The 14,241-nt window shown below is 63.6% G+C and carries 12 protein-coding genes; 6 read left to right on the top strand and 6 right to left on the bottom strand.

Annotated elements, in window-relative coordinates; all coding sequences use genetic code 11:
* Positions 1 to 3 precede the first annotated feature (3 nt).
* Genes IC50_RS13405 through IC50_RS13390 form a run of 4 tightly spaced genes read right to left on the bottom strand, consistent with a single transcriptional unit; the run spans position 4 to position 4,744 of the window.
* The gene (locus tag IC50_RS13405; protein WP_035705009.1) at positions 4 to 1,092 is read right to left on the bottom strand and encodes an NAD/NADP-dependent octopine/nopaline dehydrogenase family protein; all 1,089 of its coding nucleotides are present in this window, start codon (positions 1,090 to 1,092) and stop codon (positions 4 to 6) included.
* The gene (locus IC50_RS13400; RefSeq protein ID WP_035705004.1) at positions 1,089 to 2,624 is read right to left on the bottom strand and encodes a class I adenylate-forming enzyme family protein; all 1,536 of its coding nucleotides are present in this window, start codon (positions 2,622 to 2,624) and stop codon (positions 1,089 to 1,091) included. The genes IC50_RS13405 and IC50_RS13400 overlap by 4 nt, the downstream gene beginning before the upstream one ends.
* A 2-nt stretch (positions 2,625 to 2,626) precedes the next feature.
* Entirely contained in the window at positions 2,627 to 3,916 is a 1,290-nt protein-coding gene (locus IC50_RS13395; RefSeq protein ID WP_035705001.1) for an acyl-CoA dehydrogenase family protein, read from the bottom strand.
* 12 nt (positions 3,917 to 3,928) lie between these two features.
* Complete coding sequence (locus tag IC50_RS13390) at positions 3,929 to 4,744, bottom strand: alpha/beta fold hydrolase (RefSeq protein WP_035704998.1); 816 nt, start codon at positions 4,742 to 4,744, stop codon at positions 3,929 to 3,931.
* Between the two features lie 194 nt (positions 4,745 to 4,938).
* Here IC50_RS13390 and IC50_RS13385 point away from each other — a divergent pair, with 194 nt between their 5' ends.
* The 4 genes from IC50_RS13385 (at position 4,939) to IC50_RS13370 (ending at position 10,323) form a co-directional block, all read left to right on the top strand.
* Positions 4,939 to 5,700, top strand: coding sequence for an SDR family NAD(P)-dependent oxidoreductase (locus IC50_RS13385; RefSeq protein ID WP_035704997.1), 762 nt, complete (start codon positions 4,939 to 4,941; stop codon positions 5,698 to 5,700).
* A 31-nt stretch (positions 5,701 to 5,731) separates the two neighbouring features.
* A complete protein-coding gene (locus IC50_RS13380; protein WP_035704996.1) occupies positions 5,732 to 6,568 on the top strand; it encodes an enoyl-CoA hydratase family protein in 837 nt (278 codons plus the stop codon).
* Positions 6,569 to 6,669: 101 nt separating this feature from the next.
* A complete protein-coding gene (locus IC50_RS13375) occupies positions 6,670 to 9,021 on the top strand; it encodes a bifunctional salicylyl-CoA 5-hydroxylase/oxidoreductase (RefSeq protein WP_035704994.1) in 2,352 nt (783 codons plus the stop codon).
* 51 nt (positions 9,022 to 9,072) lie between these two features.
* Positions 9,073 to 10,323, top strand: a complete 1,251-nt coding sequence (locus tag IC50_RS13370) for a flavin-dependent oxidoreductase (RefSeq protein ID WP_035704992.1) — start codon at positions 9,073 to 9,075, stop codon at positions 10,321 to 10,323.
* Positions 10,324 to 10,332: 9 nt separating this feature from the next.
* Here the strand turns inward: IC50_RS13370 and IC50_RS13365 are convergent, their stop codons facing one another.
* Both IC50_RS13365 and IC50_RS13360 read right to left on the bottom strand, forming a co-directional pair.
* A complete protein-coding gene (locus tag IC50_RS13365; RefSeq protein ID WP_035704990.1) occupies positions 10,333 to 10,788 on the bottom strand; it encodes a cupin domain-containing protein in 456 nt (151 codons plus the stop codon).
* 153 nt (positions 10,789 to 10,941) lie between these two features.
* On the bottom strand, positions 10,942 to 12,117 hold the full coding sequence (locus IC50_RS13360) for an ABC transporter substrate-binding protein (protein WP_035705130.1): 1,176 nt from the start codon (positions 12,115 to 12,117) through the stop codon (positions 10,942 to 10,944).
* A 250-nt stretch (positions 12,118 to 12,367) separates the two neighbouring features.
* Between IC50_RS13360 and IC50_RS13355 the strand changes: the two genes are divergently transcribed.
* Both IC50_RS13355 and IC50_RS13350 read left to right on the top strand, forming a co-directional pair.
* The gene (locus IC50_RS13355; protein WP_035704988.1) at positions 12,368 to 12,886 is read left to right on the top strand and encodes a MarR family winged helix-turn-helix transcriptional regulator; all 519 of its coding nucleotides are present in this window, start codon (positions 12,368 to 12,370) and stop codon (positions 12,884 to 12,886) included.
* A gap of 148 nt (positions 12,887 to 13,034) precedes the next feature.
* A partial coding sequence (locus IC50_RS13350) for an AMP-binding protein (RefSeq protein ID WP_035704981.1) occupies positions 13,035 to 14,241 on the top strand: 1,207 nt, incomplete at its 3' end.

Here is a 14,241-nt window from a genome sequence, read left to right as displayed (position 1 = left end):
CGATCAGAATCCATTGCGAAGCAGCGTCTGCAATTCAGCCTTGCTGAGATTGCCGAGCCCCAGCGTCTCGAGCGTTCGGCCGCCTTGCGCAAAATCCTCGCCGCAAAGCGCGCCGCCGATCGACAGGAACGCTTTGGCCAGCGGCGTGACCACGCCAGCCAGATCGGCGACAGAAGCCAGCAACGACAGCCCGAGCCGCAGATCCTCGCGCATGTAGCGGTGCTCGGTTAGCACGATCCGTTCGCGCCAGTCGCCGGAATCGGTCAGCCGGTCGTGCGAGCCCCGGCCATACATCCAGATCTCGCCTTCCTTCGCATAGTGGTGAGCAAGCGGGAAATGCGGTGCGCCATAGCCGAATGCCTCGCGCACCGCGATTCGCTCGGCATCGAGCGCGTCGGTGACCCGCCGTATCGCGGCTTGGGTGCCTTCCTTGTGGATGTCCCAGCGTTCGAAATGTTCGATCGGCCCTGCGTTCATCACGATCAACGGCGGATGGATGATGGGGCCTGCATTCATCAGCGCCCCCGACAGCGCATCTCCGCATGGTTCGATCACGCCCGGGAAAGCGCGTCCGATGATTTCGAGTGCGTGGGGCGCCCGATCGAGCGGGAACACGCCGACCGGAAGCCGCTTGGCGCGGATGGTGATCGCGACCTCGAATGGCCCGTGCTTGCGGGTGAGCCAGGGCAGGGTGCCGGTCTCGGCAAAGCTAGCCTTCGCAAGGTTCCCAGCATCCTGCGCAGCCTTGGCGAAGATCATCGAGCCGAATGTCGCCGGCGGCAGAAAAACGACCTGGCCGTCTCGCAGATGCGAGGCGAGCAGGCGGGCAATATCTGCTTGCGCGAAGGCGGGAGCGGGGCAGAGGATCAACTCAGAGCCATCGACGGCTTGGGCGATATCGGTCGTGACCAGCGCGAGCTTCACGTCGTGGCGGCCGTTGTGATCCTTGACCAGGATGTTCGCCCCCGCGGCCCGATGTGCCGCGACCTGATCGGCATCGCGGCGCCAAAGCCGCACCTCATTCCCCGACAGCGCAAAATCACCCGCGGCCGCGAAAGAGCCGTTGCCCCCACCCAGAACTGCAATCTTCAAGACGCTTCTCCTTGCCTGCGTGATTGCACATCAAGCTGCTTCAGCAGGAAATGCTGGACCTTGCCCAGCGCCGTCCGCGGCAGATCGGTAACGAAGACGATCTCGCGTGGAACCTTGTAGCGCGCGAGTTGCGCCTGAAGATGCGCCCTCAATTCGTCCGCTTCGAGCCGGCAGCCGGATCTCGCAATGACATAGGCGATCGGCACCTCGTCCCAGCGCGGGTCCGGCCGGCCGATCACGGCGCATTCGCTGACATCGGGGTGTTCGAGCAGGACGCGCTCGACCTCGGCCGGATAGACGTTTTCCCCGCCGGATATGATCATGTTCTTCTTGCGGTCGCGGACCCAGAAATAGCCGTCTGCATCGCACAGGCCGATATCGCCGGTGCGGTACCAGCCGTCATGCAAGGCGTCGCGCGTTGCGGCGTCGTTGCCCCAATATTCGAAGAACACGTTGGGACCGCGCACCGCGATCTCGCCCGGCGTGCCCGCCGGCATCTCATTGCCAGCCTGATCGATCACCTTCGCCTCACAGCACAGGCCGGCAAGGCCGGTCGATCCCACGCGCGAAAGATCGCCGCCGAGCCTTGTGTAGATTGCGATCGGGCAAGTCTCGGTCGAGCCGTAGACCTGAAGAACCGGGACGTCGCGCGCGACAAAACGCTCGATCAGGTGCGGAGGCACGATGGTCGAGCCGGTGGCGACGGCCTTGAGTGACGAAAGATCAGCGGTCGCCCAGGCGGGATGCTCGCTTACGGCCTGGATGATCGCGGGCACCATCACCGTGAGCGTCGGCCGTTCCCGTGCGATGGCCGCAAGCGCGGTATCCGGCGCAAAGCGCGCATGGACCGTGACCGTCGCGCCCAGCTGGAGCGCCGGCGTGGTCTGGATGTTGAGGCCGCCGACGTGGAAGAATGGCAGCACGGTCAGCACATGGTCGTCGGACGTCATGTTGTGCATGTGCTGGCTCATGACGCCGTTCCAGAACAGCGCCTCCTGGCGCAGCACCGCGCCTTTCGGACGCCCGGTCGTTCCCGACGTGTAGACGATCAGCAGCGGGCATGAGAGATCGGTGTGCGGATTTCGGCTGGTGCCGCCGCTTCCAGCCAGCAGATCTTCGAATCTTGTGCCGCAGGGCGGCGCGAAGTCGAGGCCGACAACGGCAGTCCCCGGCGCGGACTGCGCAAGCTCGTGAAGAACGCCCTCAAAGGCCTGCTCAAGCACGAGAACCTTGGCGCCGGCATCGCCGAGGATGAACAACTGCTCGGCGACAGCCAGCCGCCAGTTCAGCGGCACCAGCATCGCCCCGAGCCGCGCGCACGCGTAGAGCAGAACCAGATAATCCGGCTGGTTCAGGCTCAGGATCGCGATACGGTCGCCTTGGCCGACGCCGAGCTCCTGCTTCAAGGCGGTCGCAGTCCGCTCGATGCGCGCGGCGAACGCGGCATAGCTCAGCCGCTTCCCTTCGAAGGCAATAGCCGTCTTGTGTGGCGCGAACGCCGCGTTGCGGTCGATCAGGCTGCAGAGGTCCACGGTCAGTCGTCCGTTTCGCCGGCCTCGTACAGCGCTTCGCGCCCGATCCGATCGAGGCAGAGCTCGGCGGTCCAGGGCAGCATCAGCGAGCCGCAACGGCTGTCGCGATAGATCCGCTCCAGCGGCAGCGACCTGAGCATGGCCTGACCGCCGCAGGTGCGGATCGCGAGCGCGGCGAGCTCATTGGCGCCTTCCATCACCGAGTATTGCGCGGCATAGGCCCGCAACACCTGCTCCTTGCTCGGGTTGGCGCGCGCCTCGGTGACCGCCTGGAACCAGATCGACTTGATCTGCTCCAGCTTGATCTGCATCTGCGCGACCGCGATCTGCTTGGTCGGATACATCCGCCGCTTGACCGGCGGCATGCCCGGAACCTCGCCGCGCAAGTAACGTACGGTGAAATCATAGGCGGCTTGCGCGAGGCCCATATAGGTCGGCGACAGCGTCAGAAACATGTGCGGCCAGCGCTGAGCTGCCTGGAAATAGACGCCGCGCGGCATCAGCGCGGAATCCTCCGGCACGAACACGTCCTTGAACAGCAGCGTCCGCGAGACCGTGCCGCGCATTCCGAGCGGATCCCAGTCACCGACGACCGAGATGCCTTCTGATTTTGCGGGAATTGCGAGGTAAAGGGTGTTGCGGCGCGATGCCTTCTCGCCTTCCTCGATCTCGGTGCAGAGCACGCCGTAATAGTCGGCATGACCGGAAAGCGATGCAAAGATCTTCTTGCCGTTGACGATCCAGCCACCCGCGACCGGCCTTGCTTCCGTACCAAAGGCGACGCCGCCTGCCGCCGCGGCGCCCCCTTCGGAGAAGGGCTGCGAATAGATCGCACCGTCCGCGACGATGCGTTTGTAGTGGACCGCGCGGCGTCGCTCGTGTTCCGCGCGGGTTTCTGTATCCATGTCCAGATCGTCGGCGAGGGGACCCGACCACAGGGTCGAGCAGACATGCATGTTCCAGGTCAGCGCGGTTGCTCCGCAATAACGGCCGATCTCGGCGGCTGCCAAAGCATAGGTCTGGTAGTTCGCGCCGAGGCCGCCGTGCTTCTTGGGGACGGCAATGCCGAGCAGGCCGACGCGATGCAGGTCGCGATAATTCTCCGTCGGGAAAGTCGCCTCGCGATCGTAGCTCGCGGCGCGAGCGGCGAACACGCTCTGGCCGATCTCGCGGGCGCGCGCAACGATGCCGGCCTGCTCGTCGCTCAAGCGGAACGCGACGGGATCGAAGATCGGCGCATCAAGCGCGACCTTGTTGGTCGTGCCAATCGTCTTGCTGACTTGCATGGTCATCGCGCAGTTACCTTAGGCTTTGATCGCGAGAGAGTTTAGAAACCGGCCGAGAGCTTCGTCAAAGGCACCGGGGCCTTCAAGATTGGCGAGATGGCCGACGCCGGCGAGCTCGACATATTCAGCTCCGGGGATATAGGTCGCCGTCTTTGCCATCATTGGCGCGGGCGCATTGTTGTCCCTGGAGCCGGACAGCAGCAGTGTGGGGACGGAAATATCCCCAAGCGTGCTGCGCTGATCGAAGCCGATGAGAGCCAGCATCATGGCGCGATAGCTTGCCTCGGGCACGCTTCCCATGCACTCGCGTGCAAGCTCCATCCCGTTCGGATCGGGATCGTCACCGACGAGCTCCTTCACCAGCGATGGCGCCAGCGACTTCATGGTCTCCCCGCGATCGAGCGGCCCGAGCCGTGCAGCGATGAATGATTTCTGCCAATCGCCGTCGGCCTTGCCGAAGGCCGGGCTGGTCTGTGCCAGTACGACCGCACGCGCCAGTTTGGGGGACTGCACCAGCCATTTCTGGACGATCATGCCGCCAATGGAATGGCCGACCAGAATAGGCTTGGCCGCACCAAGCTGCTCGATGAATTGCTGAAGCGCATCGGCCAGGGCAGCGATACTGACGCTGGTCAGTGGTGCCGATCCGCCATAGCCCGGCATGTCCCATGCGATCGCGCGGAAGCGGCTGCCGAATGTGGCAAGCTGCCGCCGCCAGGCTCGTGCCGCGCCGCCGATGCCATGCAGGAAGATCAGAGGTATCGCGCCCGGATCGCCCGCGGCTTCATAGGCGAAGCGTCCGTCCCTTGTTATCATTGGCACAGGCTGCGACACGCGACATCCTCTTGCTGGGCCCTTTGATGCTAACAGGCCTGCGGGCGATGGGAAGCGATAATTTTATACTTAAAGCAATTTTCGGGCCGAGTATCGTGCACGCGCTCGCGATGGTCGGTCTGCGCTTTCGTTGCAAAAGCTTGAAGGTTAAAATATATCGAAAGAACGATCCGCAGATCTGAGGGAGCCAGCGCATGTCCGGATTGCCGCACTCGCCGCACGCGCTGGTGACCGGTGGCGGTAAAGGCATCGGCCGTGCAATCGCGGCGGCTCTCGTCGGTGCCGGCGCGACTGTGACGGTACTTGGCCGGAATGCTGCCACCCTCGAAGAGGCGGTCAAGGCAGGCGCCGCGCACTTCGCGGCTGTCGCCGACGTCTCGAACGAGATCGCTCTGAAAGCCGCCATCGCAGAGGCCCATGCGCGAAAGCCGATCGATTTCCTGATCGCCAATGCGGGGAGTGCCGAATCCGCGCCATTTGCGAAATCGGACAGCGCTCTGTTTGCTCGCATGATGGACATCAATTTCATGGGCGTGGTCCATGCCATCCACGGCGTGCTGCCGGGCATGAAGGATCGTCCCTATGGCCGCATCGTCGTGATTGCGTCGACGGCGGGGCTCAAGGGCTATGCTTATGTCAGCGCATACAGCGCGGCGAAGCACGCTGTGGTTGGTCTCGTTCGTTCGCTTGCCCTCGAGGTGGCCGGCAGCAATGTGACCGTGAATGCGGTTTGCCCGGGGTTCACTGATACCGATCTGGTCGCCAGCAGCATCGAAAACATCATGAAGAAGACGGGACGGAGCCGCGAGCAGGCGATCGCCGAGCTCGCCAAGCATAATCCGCAGGGACGGCTGATCACACCTCGAGAGGTGGCGGACGCTGTGCTTTGGTTGTGCGGCGAGGGCGCTGGTGCGATCACCGGACAGGCGATTGCAGTCGCCGGCGGCGAGATTTAGCGGCGCGGAACAAACATACCGAGGAGATCGCATGAGCAGACCAGCCAATCCCGTCACCGTCCCGCTTGCCGATTACTCGCCGCAGCACTTCCTGCTGGCCGTGGTCGACGGTGTCGCGACGGTCACGCTCAACCGCCCTGAACGAAAGAATCCGCTGACGTTCGAAAGCTACCGGGAACTGACCGATTTCTTCCGCGCCTGCGCGTTCGACGACGCGGTCAAATCCATCGTGGTCACCGGCGCCGGCGGCAATTTCTCGTCGGGCGGCGACGTGTTCGAGATCATCGGCCCGCTCGTGAAGATGGACACCAAGGGGCTGACCGCCTTCACGCGGATGACGGGCGACCTCGTCAAGGCGATGCGGGCGTGCCCTCAGCCGATCGTGGCCGCGGTCCAGGGCATCTGCGCCGGGGCGGGGGCGATCGTCGCCATGGCCTCGGACATGCGCCTCGCGGCGAGCGGGGCCAAGGTGGCGTTCCTGTTCAACAAGGTGGGGCTGGCCGGCTGCGACATGGGCGCCTGCGCAATCCTGCCGCGGATCATCGGGCAGTCGCGCGCCTCGGAATTGCTCTACACCGGCCGGTTCATGACCGCGGAAGAGGGCGAGCGCTGGGGCTTCTTCAGCCGCATCGTCACGCCGGAGCAAGTGTTGCCCCAGGCGCAATTGCTGGCCAGGCAAGTCGCTGAAGGACCGACCTTCGCCAACACCATGACCAAGCGGATGCTGGCCATGGAATGGGCGATGTCGGTGGAGGAGGCGATCGAGGCGGAAGCCGTGGCTCAAGCCCTGTGCATGACAACGGCCGATTTCGAGCGCGCCTTCGAGGCTTTCGCCAACAAGGTCAAGCCGGTCTTCAGGGGCGACTAGGCCGATCGCCTTGGCGGCGGCCGCACCGGCAACAGGGACTTGCGCGAAATTATTTTAGGCTTAAAATAGTTTTCGTGGCCGGGTGAATTGGCGAGGCTCCCATGAAAGTCGCGATCATCGGTGGCGGACCTGCGGGTCTCTACGCTGCGATCCTGCTCAAGAAGCAGCGCCCGGGCGCCGACGTCACGGTGTATGAGCGCAACCGGGCCGATGACACTTTCGGCTTCGGCGTGGTATTTTCGGATGCCACGCTGGACAATTTCGAAAAGCACGATCTTCCGAGCTACCGGCGTATCACCCAGGAATTCGCCTATTGGGACGACATTGCCGTGCATTTCCGCGGCACGGTGCACCGGGTCGGCGGCAACGGCTTTTGCGGCTGCTCACGCCGAAAGCTGCTTCTGATCCTTCAGGAGCGCGCCCGCGAGCTTGGCGTCGTCCTCCATTTCGAGGTGGACATCGAGGACGAATCCCGCTTCGCCGATGCCGATCTCGTCCTGATCGCCGACGGCATCAACAGCCGCTTCCGCGAGAAATACGTCGATCATTTCCAGCCGGAGGTCGACATCCGCTCCAACAAGTTCGCCTGGATGGGCTCGACCAGGCCGCTCGATGCCTTCACCTTCATCTTCCAGGAGACCGAGTGGGGGCCGTTCATTGCCCATGCCTATCAGTATGAAGCCGGGCATTCGACTTGGATCTTCGAGACCGATCCGGAGACGTTCGAGCGGGCGGGCCTGACGGGGCTGGATGAAGCCCAGTCCGCCGCACGGATGGCTGATATCTTCGGCTGGTTCCTCGGCGAGCATCGATTGCTGACCAACCGCTCGATGTGGCGCAATTTCCCGATGATCCGCAGCAAGCGCTGGGTCAAGGACAACATGGTCCTGCTCGGCGACGCCAAGGCGAGCGCGCATTTCTCGATCGGCTCGGGCACCAAGCTCGCGATGGAAGACGCGATTGCGCTGGCCGAAGCGATGGAGAAGGCGCCCAGCATCGCGGCGGCGCTGGAAATTTATGAGCACGGCCGCCGCGAGGAGGTAGAGAAGACGCAGCATGCCGCCGACGTCTCGCTGGTCTGGTTCGAGCATGTCGACCGCTTCTGGGATTTCGATCCGGTGCAGTTCGCCTTCGGCGTCATGACGCGCTCGAAGGCGATCACTTATGATAATCTGAAACTCCGCGCCCCGGATTTCGTGGCGGAGGTCGAGAAGTCGTTTGCAAGGCAGGTGCGCAGCAGCGGCTTCGATGTCGACACCGATCGGCCGATGGTGCCGCTGTTCCAGCCGTTCCGGCTGCGTGAGATGGAGATCGCCAACCGCGCCGTGATGTCGCCGATGTGCATGTATTCGGCGAAGGAAGGTGCGCCGACAGACTTCCACCTCGTGCATTACGGCTCGCGCGCGATCGGCGGCGCCGGATTGATCTTCACCGAGATGACCTGTGTCAGCCGCGACGCCCGGATCACGCCCGGCTGCGCTGGCCTGTGGAACGACGAGCAGGAAGCCGCATGGCGGCGCATCGTGGATTTCGTCCACGGCAACTCGGCCGCAAAAATCTGCCTTCAATTGGGCCACGCCGGCCGCAAGGGCGCAACCAAGCTGATGTGGGACGGCATGGACCGTCCCCTGGAGCAGGGCGGCTGGGAGGTGTTTTCGGCATCGCCGCTGCCCTATTTCCCCGATAGCCAGGTGCCGCGCGAGCTCGATCGCGCCGGCATGAATGCGGTGAGGGATGCTTTCGTCGCGGCGGCCGAGCGCGGCGAGCGCTGCGGTTTCGACATGCTCGAATTGCACTGTGCTCACGGCTATCTGCTCGCCAGCTTCATCTCCCCGCTGACCAATACCCGCACGGATGAGTATGGGGGGACGCTCGCCAACCGGCTGCGATTCCCGCTCGAGATCTTCGAGGCGCTACGTGCGGTGTGGCCGTCGCACAAGCCGATGTCGGTGCGTATTTCCGCAACCGACTGGGCGGAGGGTGGCATCACCGGCGACGACGCTGTCGCCGTCGCGCGCGCCTTCGCCGAAGCGGGTGTCGATCTCGTCGACGTCTCGACGGGGCAGACCGTGCGCGATACGCTGCCGGTGTACGGGCGTATGTTCCAGACGCCATTTTCGGACCAGGTTCGCAACGAGGCGCGCGTGGCCACCATGTGTGTCGGCAACATCACGACGGCGGATCAGGCCAATACCATTTTGGCCGCCGGCCGGGCGGATCTCGTCGCGCTCGGCCGTCCGCATCTGGTCGACCCGTTCTTCACCATGAAGGCGGCCGCCTGGTACGGGGCAAACGACGCGTTCTGCCCGCCGCAATATCTGCCCGGAAAAGATCAGATTTTCCGCAACAGCGTGCGCGACCGGCAGGATCTCGAGGAGCTGAGAATTAAGGCTAAGCCGAAGACGCGGGCCGAGCTCAAGGCGGAGGCGACAAAGCCGCTTGCAGCGGAGTGACCGCCCGTGCGACGTTAACCCATTGCCTGTGTTTCGAGTGGAGTAAGGGCGATGAAAGCGATTATCGTCGGTGGCGGTATCGGTGGTCTCACGACGGCATTGATGTTCCGCTCGCGCGGTCTGGATTGCGAGATTTACGAACAGGCCGACACGATTCGCGAGCTTGGGGTCGGCATCAACACCCTGCCGCACGCCATGCGCGAGCTTGCAGGGCTCGGCCTGCTCCAGAAGCTCGACGAGGTCGCGATCCGCACCGACCAGCTCTATTACCTCAACCGCCACGGCCAGGAGGTCTGGCGCGAAGCCCGGGGCATCGACGCCGGCCACGACGTGCCGCAATTCTCGATCCATCGTGGCCGTCTTCAGGGCGTCATCCATCGTGCGGTCGAGGAGCGGCTCGGGCAGGAAGCAATTCACACCGGCTGCAGGCTTGGTGCGTTCACGCAGGACGAGGGCGGCGTTACCGCTTACTTCTTCGATCGTGCCGGCGCGCATGTCCACACCGCGCGCGGCGACATCCTGATCGGCGCCGACGGCATCCATTCGCGCGTCCGAGAGACGCTGTTTCCGGACGAGGGGCCGCCATGCTGGAACGGCCTGATGCTGTGGCGTGGTGCGCGCGACTGGCCGTTGTTCCTCACCGGCAAATCGATGATCGTGGCCGGCGGACTCAATGCCAAGGTGGTGATCTATCCGATCGCGGAGGGATCAAGCCCGGCGAGCCGCCTCACCAATTGGGCCGTGCTGGTGAAGGTCGGCGAGGGTAACGCTCCGCCGCCGCGGAAGGAGGACTGGTCGCGGCCGGGCCGGCGCGAAGAGCTGATGCCGCATGTCGCACGTTTCTCGGTGCCCTATATCGACGTGAAGAGCCTGATCTCGGCGACGCCCGAATTCTACGAATATCCGACCTGCGACCGCGATCCGTTGCCGTATTGGTCGTCCGGGCGCGTCACGCTGCTCGGTGATGCCGCGCATCCCATGTATCCGGTGGGATCGAACGGCGCCTCGCAGGCGATCCTCGACGCGCGCTGCCTTGCGGATGCGCTGGTGCGTGCCGAGCATCCGCGCCAGGCGCTGCTCGAATACGAGAGGAAGCGCCTGCCGATGACGGCGGACATTGTCCGCTCCAACCGGCGCGGCGGCCCCGAGGGCGTCATCGACGCCGTCGAGCAGCTCGCGCCCGACGGCTTCGACAATGTCGACAACGTCCTGAGCTATTCCCAGCGCGAGGCAATCGTGCGCGGCTACGCCACCAAGGCCGGCTTCGCCGCAGTGCCAGGCCTTGCCGCGGTGCGCGCTTAAGATACGCTGCTAGCCGCCGGGAGGCGGCGGCAGGAAGTGGATGTTGAACTCGGCGGCCATCGCCACCACGTCCTCGGGTTTCTGCTCCTTCATGTTGTGAAGGCCCCAGAACAGGTCGAACAGCTTGCGGCTCGGCGAGACCCAGAACAGCACCTTCGCGGTCTGATCCGACTTGTTGAAGATGCCGTGGGGCACGCCCATGCCGAGCCGGATCAGGTCGCCGGCGGTTGCCTGCGCCTCCGAGTTGCCGAGCATGAAATCGAGCTTGCCCTCCAGCATGTAGAGATACTCATCCTGGTCGGGATGAATGTGCGGCGGCACGAACGTGCCCGGCGGCAGTGTCGCATGCCAGGAGAAGCTGTGTTCGGCGTAGCTCTTCGGCACATAGGTCTGGCCGAGGATGTTCCAGGAGATGCCCTGGATGCCTTCATTGGCCCGGGTGATGCCGGTGATTTCGCTCTTCATTGCAATCCTCCGCGATACGCGCCCTTTAAAGCATGATCCGGAAAAGTGCGCAGCGGTTTTCCCTCGCGACAAACGCGGAACGCGTTTGCGCGGAGATCATGCTTAAACAACAACTTGAAGCGCGATGACGATTCATCCTAATCGCATCGCGCTTTAGTTCGCCGCCTTGCAGTCCTTGGCATAGCGGTCGCCGTAGTTCTCGAACACCTTCTGCACGATCTCGGTCTGGAACTTGCCGTCCGGACGCTTGGCGACCTTGGTCAGGTAAAAATCCTGGATCGGATAGCCGTTGGTGTTGAACTTGAAGGCACCACGAAGCGAGGTGAAATCCGCCTTCTTCAGCGCAGCTCGTACAGCATCCTTGTTCGAGAGGTCGCCCTTCACGGCCTTGACGGCACTGTCGATCAGCATCGCGGCGTCGTACGCCTGGAAAGCATAGGTGCCGGGCACGATGTTGTAGGCGGCTTCATAGGCTGCGACGAACTTCTTGTTCTGGGGATTGTCGAGATTGGGCGCCCAGTTCGCGCCGCCGAACATGCCGACGGCCGCATCCTGCTGCGCCGGTAAGGTCGACTCATCGACCGTGAAGGCCGAGAGCACCGGAATGGTGTCGGCGAGGCCTGCTTGCCGGTACTGCTTGACGAGATTGACGCCGAGGCCGCCGGGCATGAACGTGAACAGCGCATCGGGCTTCTGCGAGGAAATCTTGGACAACTCGGGCTGGAAGTCCAGCGTGTTCAGCGGCATGTAGGATTCCTCGACAATCTCGCCCTTGTAGTCGAGCTTGAATCCCGCCGCCGAATCCTTGCCGGCCTGATAGTTCGGCACCATCAGGTACATGCGCTTGTAGCCGCGATCCTGCGCGACCTTGCCGAGGATCTCGTGCACCTGATCGTTCTGATACGACGTCACAAAGAAGAACGGATTGCAGTCTTTGCCGGCGAATGTCGACGGGCCGGCATTGGGGCTGATCAGGAACACTTTTGATTCCGTGACGGGCCGATGGATCGCCTGGAGAATGTTGGAGAAGATTGGCCCGACCACGAAGTCGACCTTCTCGCGCTCCAGAAGACCCTTGACCTTGGTCACCGCCGCGTCCGGCTTGAGCTCGTCGTCGACCACGACGACCTCGACATCGCGGCCGCCCATCTTGCTGCCGAGATCCTTGACCGCAAGTGCAAAGCCGTCGCGAACCTGTTGGCCGAGCGCGGCCGCGGGCCCCGACAGGGTCACGATCACGCCCAGCTTGATCTTCTCCTGGGCGAGGGCAGGGGTCATCGCGGTGCCAAGCAGCACGGTGGCTGCGGCCAAGGTCATTTGCATCTTCATGATCTGTCCCTCGTGACTATCGGCGAGCGCTGCAAGCCGCGTACTCCAATCCAAGCTTATGCCGATGACGGCTGCCGCGGCAAGCAAGCTCAAGGCGTCGCCATCCAAGCGGGTAGCGCGCATGCAAGCGGCGCGCCAATTATTTGAAGCCTAAAGAAATTCACGTGCGGTCGATTGTTGCAGCTTTGGACTTGCAGCCGGCTCCGATTTATTTGAAGCTCAAAACGTTGGGGAATCCGTGCGGGCGCCAATGCCGGCCGTGAGTGACTGCATCAATATGCTCGATTCCGAGACCAAGGCCGTCGAAACGCCGGAGGACCACGCCGAAGAGCTTCGGTTGTGGCTGCGGCTCCTGACCTGCACGACGTTGATCGAGGGCGAGGTGCGCGGCCGGCTGCGGCAGCGGTTCGACGTCACGCTGCCGCGCTTCGATCTGATGGCGCAGCTCGACAAGGCGCCCGATGGCATGACGCTGTCCGACGTCTCCAAGCGCATGATGGTGTCGAACGGCAATGTGACCGGCCTCGTGGAGCGGCTGGTGGACTCCGGTCATCTCGACCGGCGAACGTCGGAGACGGACCGCCGCGTCCAGGTGATCCGCCTCACGAAGCTCGGGCGGGCCGAGTTTCGCAGGATGGCTGCGGAGCACGAAACCTGGATCGCCGATCTCTTCGCCGATCTGACGCCGAAGGACGTGCGCGAATTGATGCGGCTGCTGGCCAAGACCAAGGCGTCGGCGCAGAAGTCGGCCGCGCGCCGCCGGCCATAAGCAGGTCGGCCGAGCAGGCCGCAAATCCCCTTTGCCGCAGGAAAAAGCACGGCATGCCCAAAATCCGCTATTGCGCCAAATTGTTTTAAGCCTAAAATGTTTTCCAGATCGTGCTGCCGGGTGCAATCCATGCTGAAAGGAGCGTGCGATGGCCAACGCCGCCAAGGTTCAAGTGACGGGCTCGCATGACGGCAACGCCGCGACGGCCCATATCGATACGTTCGCGCGGCAGCATCTGCCGCCGCGCGAGCTCTGGCCCGAATTCGTTTTCACGCGGCCGGAGCTGCACTACGCCCCGCGGCTGAACTGCGTCAGCTATTTCCTCGATCGGTGGGTCGAGCAGGGTCATGGCGAGGCACCCTGTGTCATCAGCCCTGCCATCAGCTACACCTATCGCGAGTTGCAGGCGCTCGTGAACCGCATCGCCAACGTGCTGGTCGGCAAGCTTGGTCTCGTCCCCGGCGGCCGCGTGCTGCTGCGCTCTGCCAACAATCCCATGATGGTTGCGACCTATCTCGCAGTGATCAAGGCTGGCGGCATCGTCGTGGCGACGATGCCGCTGCTTCGCGCCAAGGAGCTGTCCTATCCGATCCAGAAAGCGGCGATCACGCTGGCACTGTGCGATGGAAAACTCTCCGAGGAGATGGAGAAGGCGAGGGCCGCAGCGCCCGGTCTCGAGCGCGTCGTCTATTGGGGCAATGGCGCCGCCGATTCGCTCGAGGCGCTGATCGCGGATGCCAGTCCTGAGTTCAGGGCTGTCGATACCGCGTCCGACGACATCTGCCTGATCGCTTTCACCTCGGGCACGACAGGCGATCCCAAGGGCACCATGCATTTCCACCGCGACATGCTCGCGGTCTGCGACGGTTACGCGCGCAACATCCTGCGGGCCGAGCAGAACGATCGCTTCATCGGCTCGGCGCCGCTCGCGTTCACGTTCGGCTTCGGCGGAGTGCTGTTTCCGATGCATATCGGCGCCTCCTTCGTCGTGCTGGAGAAGACGACGCCTGACGACCTGCTGTTGGCGATCGAGCAATACAAGACCACGGTCTGCTTCACGGCGCCGACCGCGTACCGCGCCATGCTCGGCAAGCTTTCGGGCCGCGACATCTCCTCGCTTCGCAAATGCGTCTCGGCCGGCGAGACGCTGCCCAAGCCGACATTCGATGCCTGGCTCAAGGCGACCGGAATCAAGCTGATGGACGGCATCGGTTCGACCGAACTGCTCCACATCTTCATCAGTGCGACCGAGGACGACATCCGCCCCGGCGCCACCGGCAAGCCCGTGCCGGGCTATGAGGCCAAGATCGTCGATGATGAGGGGCGCGACGTGCCGCCCGGAACGATAGGCCGTC

The sequence above is a fragment of the Bradyrhizobium genomosp. I (2014) genome (assembly GCF_000261685.1).
In the GTDB taxonomy this organism is placed as follows: Bacteria; Pseudomonadota; Alphaproteobacteria; order Rhizobiales; family Xanthobacteraceae; genus Bradyrhizobium.
The sequence above is the reverse complement of the archived record's forward strand: the minus strand, read 5'-3'. Positions and strand labels throughout refer to the sequence as shown.

Excerpts from the sequence above, each read along its gene's own strand:
- IC50_RS13380 (WP_035704996.1), top strand. The coding sequence starts at position 5,732 with ATGAGCAGACCAGCCAATCCCGTCACCGTCCCGCTTGCCGATTACTCG.
- IC50_RS13375 (WP_035704994.1), top strand. The coding sequence starts at position 6,670 with ATGAAAGTCGCGATCATCGGTGGCGGACCTGCGGGTCTCTACGCTGCG.
- IC50_RS13355 (WP_035704988.1), top strand. The coding sequence starts at position 12,368 with ATGCCGGCCGTGAGTGACTGCATCAATATGCTCGATTCCGAGACCAAG.
- IC50_RS13370 (WP_035704992.1), top strand. The coding sequence starts at position 9,073 with ATGAAAGCGATTATCGTCGGTGGCGGTATCGGTGGTCTCACGACGGCA.
- IC50_RS13385 (WP_035704997.1), top strand. The coding sequence starts at position 4,939 with ATGTCCGGATTGCCGCACTCGCCGCACGCGCTGGTGACCGGTGGCGGT.
- IC50_RS13395 (WP_035705001.1), bottom strand. The coding sequence starts at position 3,916 with ATGACCATGCAAGTCAGCAAGACGATTGGCACGACCAACAAGGTCGCG.
- IC50_RS13365 (WP_035704990.1), bottom strand. The coding sequence starts at position 10,788 with ATGAAGAGCGAAATCACCGGCATCACCCGGGCCAATGAAGGCATCCAG.
- IC50_RS13360 (WP_035705130.1), bottom strand. The coding sequence starts at position 12,117 with ATGAAGATGCAAATGACCTTGGCCGCAGCCACCGTGCTGCTTGGCACC.